Origin of the sequence: Natrinema longum (assembly GCF_017352095.1) — an archaeon.
Lineage (GTDB): Archaea > Halobacteriota > Halobacteria > Halobacteriales > Natrialbaceae > Natrinema > Natrinema longum.
Genome location: NZ_CP071463.1, coordinates 1,992,006 through 2,009,424, shown reverse-complemented (window position 1 = coordinate 2,009,424; position 17,419 = coordinate 1,992,006). Strand labels below are relative to the sequence as shown.

Sequence of the window (17,419 nt, the reverse complement as noted above, 5' to 3'; positions counted from 1 at the left end):
TTCCGTCCCATCGTTTTGATTTACCAGTACTTTCGCTACCTCGATGATAATATTTCCCATCTATTGGCCTAGTAAATTTTATCTCGTCTCGCCGTCTTGGCTCGGGTACTCGCTCGAATGTCCTACGCGAATACACGTGCGCATCTCATAGCCGAACTCGAGCGGATCGAGTCGCTGCTCCGGGCGTACGACACGATCACCGAAACGGTCCCTGCGAGTGACGATCCGCCTGCTGTTGGCGAGGTCGAGTTAGCACACGAACCCGCCCGACTGTCGGTTGGGCTCCCGACCGACGCGGCGGAACGCCTCGCCGAACGTGCGGCCGAGATCGACCGCCGGTGTTCGGAGACGGCCACAGAGAATTCGTTCCGACTCAAAATCCTAGCGGAGCGCTTCGATCTCTCTCGTCCTCATCTCGACGTGTTTCTGCTGGCGGTTGCGGCCGAAATAGACGCTACCTACCAGACGATGTTCCGGGAACTACACGACGATAGTGACATTACCCATCCCACAGTCGAGTTGATCGCCGATCTATTCTCTCGAACGACCGACCAGCAACTCGCGGCTACTGCACTCGTCGCCCCCAGTTCCCCACTCCGCCAGCACGACCTCGTAACCCTCTCCGAACCCGTCGGCAACAGCCGCTCCCATCAGCATCGCCTCGTGACCGTCGATCCGCGACTGGTGTCGTATCTCGAGGGTCACGTCGACCTCGACCCCGCCCTCGAGCGGGTAGCCGACCTCCCTCCGCCCGATCGCACTCTCGAGGACCTCCAGCTCGAGCCACCACTCCACGACCGACTCGAGCGCATCGAATCGGAACCCAGCGGCCGCTACTATTTCCACGGGCCGGACGCCGACGAGCGCGACGCGGCGATCGAGGCGCTGGCGGACGACCGGCTGCTGCGTGCCTCGCTGCCGGCCGTGCTCGAGGCCGACGCGCTCGAGGGATTCCACCGGGAGGCACTCCTGCAGGACTGTCCCGTCCACCTCACCGACGCCGACGCGCTCGCCGAGCGGGGCGTCGAGTACTCGCTCGAGGACGTGTTCGACCGGTTCGACGACCTCCAGGCGGACCTGTTCGTCACCGGGACCGAGGAGTGGCACCCGACGGGGACGACCGTCGGGATCGATTTTATCGTGGAGTTTCCCCGCCCATCGATCGACGCACGTCATGCGTTCTGGGAGGAACGAGCGGACGAGCTACCCGCGGACGTCGATCCGGCGGTACTGGCAGGAACGTTCGAGCTGACCCGGAGCCAACTCGAGGCGGCGCTGGCGACGGCCCGGTCGCTGGCCGACGGGGAGCCGACCGCTGGGGACGTCTACGAGGGCTGTCGCGCACAGTCTGCGGACGGGCTCGACGAGCTCGCCCAGCGGATCGAGCCTGCATACGACTGGACGGACATCCAGCTTCGCGAGAAGACCGAGCGCGAGCTCCGGCTGATCCGCGATCACGTTACGGGGCAGGCACGCATCTACGGCGAGTGGGGGTTCGCGGAGGGTGGATCGCGCACCGGCGGCGTCGTCGCGCTCTTCAAAGGGCCGTCGGGGACGGGAAAGACGATGGCCGCGGAGGTGCTCGCCAACGACGTCGGGATGGCGCTGTACAAGATCGACCTCTCGACGGTCGTCTCGAAGTACATCGGCGAGACCGAGGAAAATTTAGAACGGATCTTTCAGGCCGCCGCCCAGTCGAACGCGATCTTGCTGTTCGACGAGGCGGACGCGGTCTTTGGCGACCGCGCCGAGGTCGCCGACGCAACCGATCGCTACGCCAACGCCGAGGTCAACTACCTCCTCCAGCGCCTCGAGCGCTACGACGGCGTCGTCGTGTTGACGACCAACTACGCCTCGAACATTGACGACGCGTTCGGGCGTCGGATCGACCACTCGGTGTGGTTTCCAAACCCCGAACCGCCGGTCCGCGAGGCGATCTGGCGGGCCGCGGTCCCCGACGACGCCCCGACCGGCGACCTCGAGTACGACCTCCTCGCGGAGGTCGAGCTGACGGGCGGTCAGATCTCGAAGATCGGGCGGCTGGCGGCGATCATGGCCGACGACCGTATCGGAATGGAACAGATCGTGCATGCGATCGAAGACGAGGTTACCTCGCGGCTCCTGTACCCGATCGAGACGAGCGAGTACCGCCACCACCTCCGAAGCGTCGACGTCGAGGAGGAGTCCGACGACGACGAGGCGTTCGACGAGAAGGCAGGTGAGCGCTCGCCCGAAGCGGTCGTCCGGCTGTTTTTCGACCTGCTCGCCGACGGCGACGGCGACCGCGCCCACGAGCTGTACCACTCCCGGACGCTAGCCGAGGAGTTCTCGCCCAAAGAACAGCTGATTCTCTCGCATGGCGAGCTCTCGATCGTCGGTGAGATCGACCGCGTCCGGGACGACCACGACCGCGTCGTGGTGGAACTCGAGCAGGAGCTCAACGGCGAACGAACGGCACAATCCTACGAACTACGGCCCGAAGAGGGTGCCTGGCGGATCTTCAACGTGCAGCGTGCACGCGAGGATATCGTCGTCGATCGATGAGTCGTAGCGTCGACGGTGGAGTCGATCGATCCGTCGTGGAATCGACGAGTCACTGACGCTCTCGTCGGCTCCGACCCGACGGGACCGCGAGCGGGCCGTGCATGCATTCGCGACCGGACATGTTTTCTCCCTCCTTCCCAACGGTATGGGTATGCAGGCATCCATCGACGCGGTTCGGGTCGCAGGGACGCCCCAGGGCCCGGTTCCGGTGGTCGTCCTCGCCGTCGAGGGGGAAGACGACGTCGTACCGATCTTCATCGGCTTCAACGAGGCGACCAGCATCGCCCGTGGACTCGAGGCCGAAGATATCGGACGGCCGCTGACTCACGACCTCCTGCTCGACGTCATGGAGGAACTGGGGAGCCGGATCGACCGCGTCGTCGTCACCGAGATCGAGGAACGCGACGCCGGCCAGGGTGGGACCTACATCGCCGACATCCACCTCGAGACGCCCCGCGGCGAGACGGTCGTCGACGCCCGGCCCAGCGATTCGCTCGCCCTGGCTGCCCGAACCAACGCCCCGATCGAGGTCAGCGAAGCGGTTTTCGCGGACAGCCGAGACGACAGCGAGAAGTTCGACGAACTCGAAGACATCCGCAACGTGTCGGGTGACATCTAGATGGACGAGACGCTCGCAGAACTGTTCGCCGTGATCGAGGATCGGAAGGAACGGTTGCCTGAAGATTCCTACACCGCCTCGCTGTTTACCCACGAGAAAGGCGAGAACGAAGTACTGGAGAAACTCGGCGAGGAGACGACCGAACTCGTGCTGGCCGCGAAAGACGACGACCGCGAGGAGATCGCCCACGAGAGCGCCGACATCGTCTACCACTTGCTCGTCTTGCTCGCGATGAAGGACGTGGAGCTGTCGGATCTCGAGGCGGAACTCGAGGCGCGACGCTGACGCGAAGGGACGCTCAGACGGTCTCCTGTCCGTCAGTGCCGGTGGGACCGGAACCGCCCTGCGGTCCCACCGCGACAGCAAACCGTCTCAGTCGAAGCCACTGATCAACGTCACCAGCCACTGGGCTGGATCCGGCCGGTCACGCACCTCGACGCGGTCGACCCACTTCACCCACTGAAATCCCCTGCGGCCGGGTGCGACGAGGCGGAGCGGCCCGCCATGGCCGTGGCTCAACCGCTCGCCGCCGACGTGGGTCGCCAACACGGCGTCGCGGGCCTCCTCGATCGGTAGCGTCCACCGGTAGCCGGTCACGGAGACGAACCGGACGTGCGTGGCGTCCGCCTCGGCGTCGACTCGCTCGAGCAGGTCTCCGACTCGAATCCCGCTCCACCGCTGGACCGTGTACCAGCCGCTCGTACAGTCCAGTAGCGCTTCGCGCTCCGCGTCGGGTTCGAGCGCGCCGAACTCGAGGTCGATCGGCGACGCGACCAGTCCGTCGACGGACAGTGCCCAGGCGTCGCGGTCGATCGGATCGGGGTCGTCGGCCACCCACGAGGTGACCGGGAACGCGGCGTTCCCCGCCCCCTCCCGTGGTTGCGAACCGGTGAATCGGCGGTCGCTACCGCCGGTCTCGAGGACCGCGTTCGCGAGGCGCTGCAGACGAAGGACGACGGCACTGGCGACGACCAACCCGGCAAAGCGGACGGCCGTCCGCCGCCCCTCGAAGTCGACCCGTCGCGGGGGCCGGAAGCGAGTGGACAGGTGTGCGATCAGGAGGGGAACGAGTGCGAGACCGAAGCCGACGTGGACGGAGAGGAGCGTCCAGTAGGCGATCCGGACGTCGAGCCCGGCAACCCAGAGGAATCCCGTCGACAGCGCCCCGAGGGCCGCGACGGCGGTGAGTACGGAGACAGCGGTCGACGGCATCCAACGGTCACGATCGAGTATCCGACGCCGAACGCGGTACAGCTTGAACGCGAGCAAGGCGACGATGGTCACCCCCGCGATGCGGTGGAACTCGAAGACCGGCCACCCCGACGGTCGGCCGACGGTAAAGGAAAGCAGCCCGCTCGCGACCTCGAGGCCGACGAGGACGAACAGCGACCAGTCGACGAGCCGCGGTGCCGGCTGGACGCGGGCGAACACCGTGCGGAGTCGCTTCCCGCTCATCGGTCGACGTACGGTCCGCGGACAGAGAAACCCCTCGGAGACGCCGTCGAACTCCGTGCGCTCCGCGATCGCGGTCGACTTACCGGCCGTCGACACTCCCAGAGACGGAGTGGTGAACGTGGCGCTCGCGGACCTCGAGAGATGGCGCTGCCGTAACCGAGACAAGAACGCGCCAAAACGGCCGGCGACGGGTTACGTGTTCGCGCGAGGACGGCCGAGTGCGAACGTGTACTTTCATTGTGGGGTAGGTTCCATACTCACTCATTGTGATAGCGACAGGTCGGTGGCCGAGCCGACCGCGAACGGAGTGACGGCACGTGTCCGACGATTCCACCACCGACGACGCCGGCGGCGGGGCCGACTACCGGCAGGTCTCGTTCGTCGCACTCGCGGTACTCGCACTCGTACTGGCTGCCGCGTTCGCACCCGGAATGACCGGCGGAACCACCTCCGGGTCGGAACCGGGGTTCGATTTCGACTTCGATTTCGATTTCGACCCCAGTACCGACGGCGGCGGGGACGACGTCGACGGCGGTGGCGGCGGTGAGAGTGACGACTCCGATGACGAGCCCGGCGAGGGGTTCGACTGGCGGCGATTGCTCGAGTTGCTCGACATCGGCGGCGACGAGGGCAACGGAAACGGCGAGACGGAGACGGAAGTGGATCCCCAGTGTGTCATCACGCTGGACCGGAAGCCGGTCCCCGGACGGGAGGTCACGGCGACGATCTACGACGACGGCGAGGCGCTCACCGACGCGCCGGTCTGGTTCGAGGACCGAAAGGTAGGCGAGACTGACGGAAACGGACGGGTGACCGGCGAGGTTCCGTACGTCGAAGAGCTGGTCATCCGCGTCGGAGGGACGACCGATCCGACGTGTCGAGCCGGAACGGGCACGTCGATGCGATCGACAGTGGCTTCCGGAGTCGGCAGCCAGCAGCCGGCCAGCGTGAGCGGACGTTCGAGCGAACTGACGGCGATGGCAACACCAGCGAGTGCGGGTTCGGGAGCGGCGGCCGCAGCCTCGGCAGCGTCGACGACGGGTTCGATGGCCACGCCGGACCAACCCAGCGTCCAAAGCGAGACGGAGACGAACGCCACCAGCACCTACGAGGTCGAGGGGGAGGTCGACCTCGAGGTCGAGGGCGATCCCTATCCCGGGGAGCCGATCACCGTCGAGGCCACCATCGAGGGGGAACCGATGAGCCAGGCGGCCGTCTCCGTCGACGGGACCGGCGTCGGCGAGACGGACGAAGACGGGCGGGCCACGGTGACGGTCCCCGACGACGGGGCCGACGCGTTCGAAATCGAGGTCGCCCGCGGCGAGTTCGCAGGGACGACGACCGTCGACGTGTTGGTACTCGAGGCGACGCTCGTCTCCGACGGACTCCTGCCGGTGCCCGGGAGCGACGGCGCAGTCGAAGCCACGGTCGGCGGCGAGCCGGTCGACGGGGCGACGGTAACCGTCGACGGCGAGTCCGACGGAACGACGGGGGCAGACGGCCGATTGGCGATCGAACTCCCGCGGGATCCGACGACGACCGTGACGGTCACCACGGAGCGACAGACTGCACGCACGTCGGTGGTCGGAACGTACGGCGTGAACGCGCTGTCGATCGCGCTCGTCCTCACCGTGCTGGCAGCGCTCTCGTTCCGGATTTACGGCCGTCGCGGCCCCGTCGCGGTCGTCGGAGTCACGGCGGCGCTGCTGACGGTGCTCGTCGTCGAGGCGGTTTACGGGGCGACGGCTGCGCTCGCGGTACTCGGCATCGGCCTCCTGCTCGGCCTCGGCGTCGTCGTGGGTCGGGCCGGCTGGAGTCGGCCGAGCCGCCGGGATCTGCCATCGATCCGCGACCGGCTGGAGCGGCTGACGTCGTGGCTCGTCGGGTTCACAGTCGGCGTTGTCGAACGGCTCGAGGCCGCCCTCGAGTGGGGGTACTCGCTGGCCGGGGCCGTCCGGGAGTGGCTCGAGTCGCTGCCCCGGTCGGGACGAGCCCTCTGGGCACGGTTCACCGCCTGGCTTCGGGGGCTCCCCACTCGGACGGTTGCAGCCGGCTTCGGGGCCCTCGTCCTCGTCGCGGGCGGCTACGTCGTCGACGGCGGGCGGGGGGCGGCTCTCGTCGCTGTCGCGCTCGCCGTCGCCGGTGTGGTGGTGCGCCGACGCGACGAGACGGAAACGGAAGCCGAACCGACGACAGCGGACGAGGAGACGGCCGATTCCACGGCGACGGAGACGGCTCCCGATCACTCGGGAGACGAACGGCGCTCGTTCCGCGAGCTGTGGCGGGCCTTCGCACGCCGGGTCGAACCGGGGCGCTGGCGAACCCGGACGCCCGGCGAGATCGAGCGCCGTGCCCTCTCGAAGGGGTATCCACGGCAGCCGGTTCGCGAGCTGACGACGCTCTTTCGCGAGGTTGAGTACGGCGGTCGGCCGCGCTCGAGCGGTCGTCGCGAACGGGCGGCCGACGCCTACGACGCGGTCGAGCGGGCTCGAATCGGGGACGAATCCACGGAATCGGACGCCGAAGACCGGCCGGAGTCTGCGACCGAACCGGCGTCGGCCACGGAGGGAGAGCCGTGAACCGACGATACCAGCTCGTCGTCGCCCTCTTGGGGCTGACGGTCGTCGGGATCGGGACGGTACTGGGCGTCGGCGGGGCCGGCGGATCGAGCGCTGCCGGGGCCCTCGTCGTCGTGCTCGCGCTGGTCGCGCTGGGCATCGGTCTTTGGAAGCTCCGTGGGACGCCCGGATCGGGCGGGGACGCGCCGACGGTTCCCTGGGCGGCCGACGATCGGTTCGCGAGTCCGGCACCCGAGCGGACCACTCGCGATCCCGCCCTCTCGAGCGACGCGCTGGCGGGAGTGATCGAGGCAGCCGGCGAGGAAGCCCGCAACGCGGGGGCCGTCGCCGACGGCCTCGAGGTCGTTCGGCCCCCGCTCCGGGAAGCACTACTGGACGCGCTCGAGCACGGGGGGTGGTCGCGGTCGGAGGCAGCAGCGGCGATCGCGGACGGGAGCTGGACCGACGACGAGGTCGCCGCCAGCGTCCTCGCGACGGAGGTCGCCCCGCCGACCCGGCCGTTCCGTGAGCGCGTGCGTGCGTGGCTCTACCCCGAACGCGTCGTCCGACGGCGAGCACATCGGGCGACGAGTGCGGTCGCCGAGGTCGCCGACGAGGCCCTGCCGACGGTGCCGGGCCAGACCGCACCCCGGAACGTCCCCGTGTTGCAACCACGGCTCGAGGAACTCCAGCGCGGGGCCGACGGGCGACTGCAGCGGGCCATCGAGCCGCGGGCGATCGCTCGCGGCCCACGGCCGATCCGACCCCGAATCGACGACGACCTCGAGCATGCGAGTGAGAGACCGGCCGATACCGAACGGGACGGAGACGGCCCGGCTGAGGATCGGGAGGTGACCGACGCGTGATCGACCGACAGGTACGCTGGCGAGGGGCCATCGCGGCGACGGTCGCGCTCGCCATCGCCGGGGTCGCCGACGGAAACCCCGTTCTCCTGTTGGGTGCGGTCATCCCGCTGGTCTTCGTCGCCGCCGGCTCGCTGTCCCGCGTTCGAGTCCCCGAGGGGCTCGTCGCGACCAGGACGGTAACGCCGACGCCCGCACCCCCTGGCCAGCCCGTCACCGTCACGCTCGAGGTAACCAACGACTCCGATCGGACGATCACGGACCTCCGAGTCGTCGACGGCGTTCCCGGGGAGCTGGCCGTTCTCGAGGGATCGCCCCGGGCCGGCGGGACGCTCGAGCCCGGTGATCGGATTCGCGTGGAGTACCTCGTGGTGGCCCGCCGCGGCGAGTACGCGTTCGAGCGGCCACAGTGTCGCGTTCGCGGACTCGGGGCGAGCGCGATGGCGACGACGGCGCTGCCAGTGTCGGGCGATCGGTCGGTCGTCTGCCGACTCGACGCCGACGCGCCGCCGATCGAAGAGGACGGCACACAGCGCGTCGGACAGCTCACCGTCGACGATCCCGGCGAGGGGCTCTCGTTTCACTCGACCCGCGAGTACCACCCCGACGACCCCGCGAACCGCATCGACTGGCGTCAGTACGCGAAACGAGGGACGCTCGCAACGGTCAGGTACGAACGGCAGGTCTCGGCGACCGTCGTGTTGGTCCTCGATGCACGCGCACCCAACCGCGTCGTCGCCGGCCGCGGACGACCGACGGCCATCGAATACGGTGCCTACGCGGCGACCCGTGCGCTGACCGATCTGCTCGGCCACGGCCACGACGTCGGCGTCGCCGTCATCGGGCTGGACGGCCCCGGGCCGGCCGGCTGTTACTGGCTCGAGCCCGCAAACGGCCCCGAACAGCGGACCCGCGCGCTCGCGCTCCTTCGTCAGGTGATCGACGAGGAGCCCCCGTCCGCCCGCGATGCAGGCACACGCCGCTCCGGTGGCGGTCGGCGCGGACACACCGGCGAGCAGGTTCGCAAGGTGCTCGAGCTCGCACCGACGAGCGCACAGCTCGCGTTGTTCTCGCCGCTCCTCGACGATCCGCCGGTGAACGCGGTCGAGACCTGGCGGGGCGCGGGACTGCCCGTCGTCGTGCTCTCGCCCGACGTCGTCCCGGCGAACACCGTCAGCGGCCAATACGAGCAGACGCGACGACGAACGCGGCTGGCCCGCTGTCAGGCCGCCGGTGTGCGGACGGTCGACTGGCGACGCGGGACGCCGCTGCCCCTCGTCATCGAGCGCGCCTTCGCCGCCGACACGCGGCTCTCGAGTGCGCGACTCACCGGGGGCACCGCGAGCGGAAACGGACCGTCGGATACCGATCAGCCGGCCCCGGAGGGGGGAGCCGCCGGCCAATCGAGCGACCACACCCGGTCGGAACGGACCGCCGATCCGCCGATGCGGTCGGGAGGTGACGACTAGATGTCCCTGGCCGGCCCCCGCCTCGATCGGCCGTCCGCGATCGGCGACGAGGGACGACCGCGGGCGGCGAGCCTCTGGATCGCCAGCCTGGCCGTCATCGTCGTCGTCGGCGTCGTCGGCGTCGCGATCGACCTGGCCTCGCTGTTGCCGACCCTCGGACTGGTCGTCGGCATGACCGTCGCGGGCGTGGGCCTGCTCGAGCGCGACGGGTTCGTCAATCAGGTCGTGGCCCACCTGTTCTTGCTGACGTTTGGCTCGGCGTTCGCACTGGCGGTGCTCGCGGCCCCGTTCGTCTCCCGCGTCGGACTCGCAGTGAGCGGGTCCGCGCTCGCGCTGGCCGGGATCGCGGCGGCCTGGGCCGACGTCGGCGGCGACACGCTCAAACCCGCCGCGATCGGAAGCGCGATCAGCTACGTGTCGATGCTGTGTGCGGCCGTACTGGCGGCAGTGCTGGCCGTGATCGTCTTCTTCGGATGGACGGTGCTGACCGGAATCGTCGGCGTTTCGACGCCGGTCGCCTCCCTCACCGGGTTCCTCATGATCGTGGCCGCCATCGGCGGTGCCATTGGGCTGGCGCTGCGATGGCTTCCGATTCGACAGTTGACCCGGCGGGACCGCCGCCCCGCGGTCGAACGCCGACTCGCGATCGTCCGGCGACGCCTGCTGTATACGGTCGCCGGGTCGGTCGCTGCGATCGCCGGGATCGCGGTCCTCGTGATCGCCGGCGTCTTCGAGGGAGCGATACGCAGCGTTCCGGGACTTGCAGTCGCCCTCGAGGCGTTGTCCTCGCCGTTCGTCGTCTGGCCGATCGTCGCGGTCGGCGTGGGAGCCGTCGGCCTCGGCGTGGTCGCCGTCGGGTTGCGACGGTTCACGCGGCAGGTCACCGCGGAAACGACGCGCCGGACCGCCGCGATTACCGTCGGCGTCGTCCTGTCGCTGCCCTTCCTCCTCGGACTGGCGCTCCTGATCGCGAGCAGCGGTGCCGTCGTCGGTCCCTTCCTGCTCGGGAGCGTGCTTCTCGTCCCGCTGTTGCTGGGACCGCTGGCGTTCCTGGCCGTGATCGGTGGCAGCGTCGCCGCCGTGGGACTGGGGCTGCTCCCCGCGCGGGCGACCGGACCGGCGATCGCCGCAACGGGGCTGGTCGTCGCTGCCATCGGCCTGGGGCGGGCGAGCCCGCTCGTCGTCTTCGCCTGCATCGCCACAGCGGTCCTCGTCTGGGATACCGCGACGTTCGGCCTCGGCGTCACCGCCGAACTCGGCCACCTCCCTGATACCCGCCGGCTCGAGCTGTTCCACGGAACCGTCGCCGTCGGGATCGCCGTCGCCGCCGTGGTCCTCGTGACCGGGCTCGAGTTGCTCCGGGCCGGCCTCTTCGGCAGCGCCAGCGCGGCCGGCGCTGCGGTCGTCGTTCTGGGTGCGTTGCTCCTGTTGGTGCCGTTGCGCGGCTAGCCCCGTTCCAGCCGTCGACTGCAGGGCCGGCGGGGAGCAGACCGCCGGGTTCGACCCCCCAGTGCAGGCGTTGACAGCCACTAGCACTGCCACGCGGCATCGACACCGGATCGGCTCGGACCGAGACGCCGGCGCGGGTCGAGGGGAGGGTTCTTGGGATTCTAGGGGAACTATCGGGTATGGAGGAAACGAACGTGACGCCCGACGAGGCCGCTCGCACCGTCGAGCACGTCGTCGAACGGATCGAAGAGGCCGCAGTCGTCGACCGGCAGGTGCTCCACGCCATGCTGTCGGCGGTGTTGGCCCGCGGGCACGTCCTGCTCGAGGACGTCCCGGGAACGGGGAAAACGGTCACCGCGCGGGTGATCGCCGAATCGATGGGGTTGGCGTTCAAACGGATCCAGTTTACGCCGGATCTGTTGCCCTCGGACGTGACCGGCTCGACGATCTACGACGATTCGACCGGCGAGTTCGAGTTCGCGAAGGGGCCGGTCTTTACGAACGTCGTGCTCGCCGACGAGATTAATCGCGCGCCGCCGAAAACCCAGGCCGCCCTGCTCGAGGCCATGGAGGAACGGCAGGTCAGCGTCGACGGGACGACCTACGACTTGCCCGACCCGTTCGTGGTCGTCGCGACCCAGAACCCGATCGAACAGGAGGGGACCTTCCGCCTGCCCGAGGCCCAGCGCGACCGATTCAGCGTCAAGACCTCGCTTGGCTATCCGGATTTCGACGGCGAGATGGGGCTGCTCGAGCGGCGGGCGAACCGCCGGTCGCTCTCGCCGAGCGTCGATCCGGTCGTCCGCTCGGACGCGGTCCGCCTCTTACAGGGGCTCACGGAGGAGGTGACCGTCGACGAGAAGGTCCGCCGCTACATCGTGGAAATCGCACGGAAGACGCGGTCGGACCAGCGGGCCGAGATCGGCGTCTCCCCCCGCGGCGTCCAGCGCGTCTTCGAAGCGGCCCGCGCCGCGGCGCTCATCGACGGCCGCTCGTACGTGACACCGGACGACGTCAAACGGCTCGCACAACCCACGATGGCCCACCGGATCGTGCTCACGACCGAGGCGACCGTCGAGGGCGTCGACGAGAGCGCCGTCGTCCGTCACGCAGTAACCGCCGTCGACGTGCCGGCCGTCGCGCCGGGTGGGGACGACCCCGAGCCGCCGACCGAATCCGAAACCACGGCCGATGACCCACGGAACGAGACTCCGTCAGCGGACCCACGTGACGAGCCGTCGTCGAACGACTCACGGGACGATCCCGACTCGAGTTCCGAACGACAGGGCGATCCGCGGATGGGCGATTGATTCACCAGCAGCGACCGCGACAGCCGTGTGTGCTTGCAGCCGCTCGTAGTAGCTTGATGTCGGTCACCGGCGTCCGTACGATGCCATGGCGTTCCAACAGCTCGAACACGCGGACGATCACATGCAGGACTGTATCGACAACTGCCTCGAGGCCGCCCAGGTCTGTGAGTGGTGTGCCGACGCCTGTGCGGAGGAGGGCGAATCGATGGCGCGGTGTATTCGGCTCTGTCGGGACGTGGCCGATATCGCCTCACTGCACGCGCGGTTTATGGCCCGCAACTCGGGGTATCACGCGGAACTAGGCGAACTCTGTGCGGACCTCTGTGAGGAGTGTGCCGAGGAGTGCGACCAACACGACCACGACCACTGTCAGGCCTGCGCCGAAGTGTTGCCCAAGTGTGCCGAGAGCTGTCGTGAGATGGCCTCGGCCTGATACGGTTTGCCGTATCGATGTCCCGGTGGGACCGCAGGGCGGTCCCGGTCCCACCGGGACTGACGGACAGGAGACCGTCTGAGACCGAACGCCGATCGATCCAGGTCGCGTCGACATCGGGGACTCGTCGAACGGAGACGAACCGCGACACGGGAGACCTCGTTCGATTCGAAAACGGTCGATTCGGTGGTGACACGGCGAAAACCGTCTCCGAACGAGTCGGGACGACGCTCCGGGAGACGCTTACGTCCCGTGGTCCCAGCTGTCCATGTACTCGTGCTGGGTGTCGGTCAGCGAATCGAAGTCGACGCCTTCGGCCTCGAGTTTGATCTCGGCGATCTCTTTGTCGAGTTCGTCGGGGACGTCGTGGACGCCGGCGTCGTATTCGTCGCCGTTCTCGAGCATCTCGCGCACGCAGACGGCCTGAATACCGAACGACTGGTCCATGACCTCGACGGGGTGGCCAAGCGAGACGGGCGCGGCGAGGTTGACGAGCCGTCCCTCGGCGATGACGTTCAGTTTGCGACCGTCGGCCAGCTCGTAGGCCTCGACGCCGTCGCGTGCTTCGTAGCGGTCGACCGCGAGGTCGCCGAGGGCCTCGAGATCGATCTCGATGTCGAAGTGGCCGGCGTTGGCCAGCAAGACGCCGTCTTTCATCTCCTCGAAGTGCTCCTCGACGATGACGTCCCGGTTGCCCGTCGTCGTCAGGAAGACGTCGCCGACCTCGGCGGCCTCGGCCATCGGCATGACCTCGTAACCCTCCATGTGGGCCTCGAGGGCGCGCCGGGGTTCGACTTCGGTGACGATGACGTTGGCGTTCTGACCGGCGGCCTTCTTCGCGACGCCCTTCCCGCAGTAGCCGTAGCCGGCGACGACGACGTTCTTGCCGGCCCACGAGAGGTTCGTGGTCATGGCGATCGACGCCAGCGAGGACTCGCCGGTGCCGTGGACGTTGTCGAACAGGCGCTTCATCGGCGTGTCGTTGACCGCGAAGACGGGATACTCGAGCGCGTCGTCGTCGTCCATCGCGCGCAGGCGGTGGACGCCCGTGGTCGTCTCCTCCGCGCCGCCGACGATGCCGTCGATCAGTTCGGGGTAGTCCTCGTGGATCGCGGCCACGAGATCCATCCCGTCGTCGACGGTGATCGTCGGTTCGTGTGCGATGACGGCCTCGATCGCGGCGTAGTACTCCTCGTCGTCGACGCCGCGTTTGGCGTAGCTGGTGATGTTCTCGTGCGTATCGAGCGCCGCGCTCACGTCGTCGTGGGTCGACAGGGGGTTACAGCCCGTGACGGCGACCTCCGCGCCGCCCTCCGCGAGCGTCTCGACGAGGATCGCCGTCTTCGCCTCGACGTGCATCGCCATCCCGATGCGCTCGCCCGCGAACGGCTGCTCGGCGACGAACTCCTCGCGGACGTGCTCGCAGATCGGCATGTGTTGGGCGGCCCAGTCCATCTTCCGGCGTCCCTCCTCGCGAGCCGACTCGAGGTCGTCTAGCTGCTCGCTGATCGGGGGATACTCGGTGTCGGTCATGGATCGATTGAGTGCGAGCGTGGCAAAAACCCTACCGAAGCGACCGCGGGAGTCGAAACGGAGGGGTCGAAAGAACAGTACCGAAGTCGTGGTGGTCGCTGGCGCGGATCGGGATCCAAACGCCGCGGCACACCCGTCTTCGACGCCGGCGAAGACCGTGCCTCTGACAAGCGCGGTGTCGTCGCCCGGCGTCGTCGAACGCGGGTGGACGCGGCGATCAGCGGTCGTTAGTTGGGTCCGGCGTGGTCCGGCGGGCCGCCGCCGTTTCCGTTGTTGCCGTTGTTGCCGTCGTCTTCGTCGTCATCGTCGGCCTCATCGTCTTCCTCTGCCTCGTCATCATCGTCGGCCTCATCGTCTTCCTCTGCCTCGTCATCATCGTCGGCCTCGTCGTCTTCCTCTGCCTCGTCATCATCGTCGGCCTCATCGTCTTCCTCTGCCTCGTCGTCATCGTCGGCCCCATCGTCATCCTCTGCCTCGTCGTCTTCCTCTGCTTCGTCGTCATCGCTGGGCGGACCAGCGTGGGATGGTGGACCGCGTTCGTCATCGTCTTCGTCGTCCTCGACATCGTCGCCGTCCTCGTCGTCATCGCTCGGCGGGCCAGCGTGGGACGGTGGACCGCGTTCGTCATCGTCTTCGTCGTCCTCGACATCGTCGCTGTCCTCGTCGTCATCGCTCGGCGGGCCAGCGTGGGACGGTGGACCACGTTCGTCGTCTTCGTCAGCCTCGTCATCGTCGTCGCTGTCCGTTTCGTCGTCGCTCGTCGAGTCCTCCTCGTCGGTCACGTTCTCGTCGGAGTCGTCGTCGGTTTCGTTGTCGACGAGATCGTCGTCGGTTTCGTTGTCGTCATCGATCGGCGGGCCGGCGTGATCCGGTGGACCCGCGTGGTCGGGTGCGTTACCCGGGTTGTTCGCAACGACGAAATTCGCGACGGCTATTCCGCGCGGCCCGTCGGATTCGTTGTCGGCATCCTCGACGAACGACGAAACGAGCGAGCCGAAGTTCGACGCGTCGTCGGTCTCGTTCCCGTCGTCGGTCTCGTTCCCGTCGTCCGTTTCGTTCCCGTCGAGTACGTCGTCAGTCTCGTTCCCGTCGTCCGTTTCGTTCCCGTCGAGTACGTCGTCAGTCTCGTTCCCGTCGTCCGTTTCGTTACCGTCGAGTTCGCCGTCGGTCTCGTTCCCGTCGTCCGTTTCGTTACCGTCGAGTTCGCCGTCGGTCTCGTTCCCGTCGATCTCCTCCTCAGCGGGCTCCGTTTCCTCGATGGAATCCTCGTCGATCGTGACTGCCGTATCGGTCACGTTACCGTCGTCGGTCGACGCGGTGATCGTCACGTTGACCGACTCGTTTGGCGCTGACAGGACGACCGTTCCGTTTTCGTCCGTCGAGTAGCTCCCCTCGTCCACGTACGACTCGTTCTCGAACGCGGTTACGTCGACGGTCGCGTTCTCGATCGCGGTTTCGTTCGTTTCAACCGTGACCACGATCGCGTCGCCATCGTGGTCGAACTCCGTTGTGAGGTCGCCGTCGCCCGTCTGCGCTGCCACTGTTCCCAGTGGCGCGAGCGCGGACAGGACCATCGCGGCAACCAGTGCCATTGCGAGTAGTCGGTGATGCTTCATCCGGTCGAGACATTCACGGAATCTTGAATAAACCCCCACGGATGTTCTCGCCGTTCGCGCCGCCACAAAACGATCCGAGAATAGTTTAAAGCGTTTATCGACGGTCCTGAGTGTTTATATCGATTCGAACAGTCGATCATTCAGAGCGGCACCTGCTTAGGTGTCGACCCGTTCGACCAGCGACGTCGCCGCCTCGAGCGCTCGCTCCCGAACCGCCGCTTCCTCGAGCGTCAGCACCTCGCGGTCGCGCATGAGCACCTGCCCGTCGCAGACAGTGTGGCGGACGTCGGCCGCTGTGGCCGCGTACGCGAGGTGACTCACGAGGTCGTGGCGCGGCGTCAGGTGGGGTGCCTCGAGGTCGATCACCGCGAGATCGGCCGGCGCTCCCGCCTCGAGGCGGCCGGACGCGAGGCCGATCGCGTCGGCGCTCCCCCGGGTCACCATGTCGACGGTCGCCTCGGCGGAGACTGCACTCGCATCGTCGGCGGCGAGTTTCCCGAGCATGGCCGCGTCGCGGGCCTCGTCGAGCATCGAAAGGTCGTTGTTCGAGGCCGCGCCGTCGGTCCCGAGGCCGACGGTGACGCCCGCGTCGAGCATCCGTTGAACGGGGGCCATCCCGCTTCCCAGCTTCATGTTCGAGGCCGGGCAGTGGATCACGCCGGTCCCGGCTTCGGCGAGCAGTTCGATCTCCCGGTCATCGACGTGGACGCCGTGAGCGATGAAGTCCTCGGGCTCGAGCATCCCCCGATCGGCGGCGTACTCGAGGGGGCGCTGGCCGTGTTCCTCGACGATCGGCGCGACCTCGTTTTCGGTCTCGTTGGCGTGGTAGTGGATCGGAACGCCCGCCTCTCGGGCTTTGGGAACGAACTCCTCGAGATACTCGCTCCCGACGGTCGTCAACGAGTGGGGTTTGAACGCCGTCGAGATCCGGCCATCGGCCGCGCCGTCGTACTCGCGGGCGATCTCGAGGCTCGTGTTCGCGTCCTCGCGGGCGACCTCGTCGTCCTTCCCGACGGTGACGATGCCGTGGCCGAGCCGCGCCCGGATGCCGGCCGTCTCGACCGCGTCGGCGACCTCGGGCACGTGGAAGTACATGTCCGCAACGGCAGTCGTCCCCGACTTGATCAACTCGAGTAGGCCCAGTTGGGCACCCGCGTGGACGTCGTCGGCCGTTAGTTCCCCTTCCGCCGGCCAGATGTCCTCCTGGAGCCACGCCTCGAGGGGTTTGTCGTCGGCGTACCCCCGCAGGAGCGTCATGGCGACGTGACAGTGGCCGTTGACGAACCCCGGCATCACGAGCGAGTTCGCGGCCTCGAGCGTCTCGTCGGCGTCGTCCGCGAGGTCGGGCCCGATATCGCGGATCTCGCCGGCGTCCTGATCGACCAGTACGTCCGCAGCCGTCACCGTCAGGTCAGGTCGGAGGACCTGCCCACCGGTGATCGCAAGCGTGGTCATTGGCACACAGTTCTCGTCGGGCGGCCTTATGGTGTCGATTCACGGGCGGGCGAGGCGGGTGTCACGGGGTGTGACTCGAGGGGGGTCACCGGGACGTGTGCCGAGACGAGTCACT

13 protein-coding genes are annotated in these 17,419 nt (G+C 68.0%); 9 read left to right on the top strand and 4 right to left on the bottom strand.

The window, feature by feature from the left end; translation table 11 throughout:
• Positions 1 to 117: 117 nt before the first annotated feature.
• From J0X27_RS09880 to hisE, 3 genes are all read left to right on the top strand, one after another.
• The gene (locus J0X27_RS09880; protein WP_207268984.1) at positions 118 to 2,544 is read left to right on the top strand and encodes an ATP-binding protein; all 2,427 of its coding nucleotides are present in this window, start codon (positions 118 to 120) and stop codon (positions 2,542 to 2,544) included.
• A gap of 151 nt (positions 2,545 to 2,695) precedes the next feature.
• Positions 2,696 to 3,163, top strand: a complete 468-nt coding sequence (locus tag J0X27_RS09875; protein ID WP_097380767.1) for a bifunctional nuclease family protein — start codon at positions 2,696 to 2,698, stop codon at positions 3,161 to 3,163.
• A complete protein-coding gene (gene hisE / locus J0X27_RS09870; RefSeq protein ID WP_207268983.1) occupies positions 3,164 to 3,448 on the top strand; it encodes a phosphoribosyl-ATP diphosphatase in 285 nt (94 codons plus the stop codon). It begins immediately after the preceding gene.
• An 87-nt stretch (positions 3,449 to 3,535) separates the two neighbouring features.
• Here hisE and J0X27_RS09865 read toward each other — a convergent pair whose 3' ends face one another.
• A complete protein-coding gene (locus J0X27_RS09865) occupies positions 3,536 to 4,618 on the bottom strand; it encodes a molybdopterin-dependent oxidoreductase (protein WP_207268982.1) in 1,083 nt (360 codons plus the stop codon).
• A gap of 317 nt (positions 4,619 to 4,935) precedes the next feature.
• Between J0X27_RS09865 and J0X27_RS09860 the strand changes: the two genes are divergently transcribed.
• From J0X27_RS09860 to J0X27_RS09835, 6 genes are all read left to right on the top strand, one after another.
• Positions 4,936 to 7,197 (top strand): DUF4129 domain-containing protein, encoded by a 2,262-nt coding sequence (locus J0X27_RS09860; protein WP_207268981.1) that lies wholly within the window; start codon positions 4,936 to 4,938, stop codon positions 7,195 to 7,197.
• Complete coding sequence (locus tag J0X27_RS09855; protein ID WP_224214604.1) at positions 7,194 to 8,042, top strand: DUF7269 family protein; 849 nt, start codon at positions 7,194 to 7,196, stop codon at positions 8,040 to 8,042. The genes J0X27_RS09860 and J0X27_RS09855 overlap by 4 nt, the downstream gene beginning before the upstream one ends.
• Positions 8,039 to 9,508 carry a DUF58 domain-containing protein gene (locus tag J0X27_RS09850; RefSeq protein ID WP_207268980.1) on the top strand — a complete coding sequence of 490 codons (1,470 nt, stop codon included), beginning with the start codon at positions 8,039 to 8,041 and terminating at the stop codon, positions 9,506 to 9,508. Before J0X27_RS09855 ends, J0X27_RS09850 begins: the two co-directional genes overlap by 4 nt.
• Positions 9,509 to 10,957 carry a hypothetical protein gene (locus tag J0X27_RS09845; RefSeq protein WP_207268979.1) on the top strand — a complete coding sequence of 483 codons (1,449 nt, stop codon included), beginning with the start codon at positions 9,509 to 9,511 and terminating at the stop codon, positions 10,955 to 10,957.
• Between the two features lie 179 nt (positions 10,958 to 11,136).
• Positions 11,137 to 12,267, top strand: a complete 1,131-nt coding sequence (locus tag J0X27_RS09840; protein ID WP_207268978.1) for an AAA family ATPase — start codon at positions 11,137 to 11,139, stop codon at positions 12,265 to 12,267.
• Between the two features lie 85 nt (positions 12,268 to 12,352).
• Entirely contained in the window at positions 12,353 to 12,700 is a 348-nt protein-coding gene (locus J0X27_RS09835; protein WP_207268977.1) for a four-helix bundle copper-binding protein, read from the top strand.
• Positions 12,701 to 12,943: 243 nt separating this feature from the next.
• On the opposite strand, the gene J0X27_RS09830 is transcribed toward J0X27_RS09835, so the two are convergent.
• The 3 genes from J0X27_RS09830 to J0X27_RS09820 form a co-directional block, all read right to left on the bottom strand.
• Entirely contained in the window at positions 12,944 to 14,233 is a 1,290-nt protein-coding gene (locus tag J0X27_RS09830; protein WP_207268975.1) for an adenosylhomocysteinase, read from the bottom strand.
• A 227-nt stretch (positions 14,234 to 14,460) separates the two neighbouring features.
• Positions 14,461 to 15,825: an ICP22 family protein gene (locus J0X27_RS09825; RefSeq protein WP_224214605.1), complete on the bottom strand. Its 1,365-nt coding sequence runs from the start codon at positions 15,823 to 15,825 to the stop codon at positions 14,461 to 14,463.
• Positions 15,826 to 16,005: 180 nt separating this feature from the next.
• Positions 16,006 to 17,304, bottom strand: coding sequence for an amidohydrolase (locus J0X27_RS09820; RefSeq protein WP_207268972.1), 1,299 nt, complete (start codon positions 17,302 to 17,304; stop codon positions 16,006 to 16,008).
• Positions 17,305 to 17,419 lie beyond the last annotated feature (115 nt).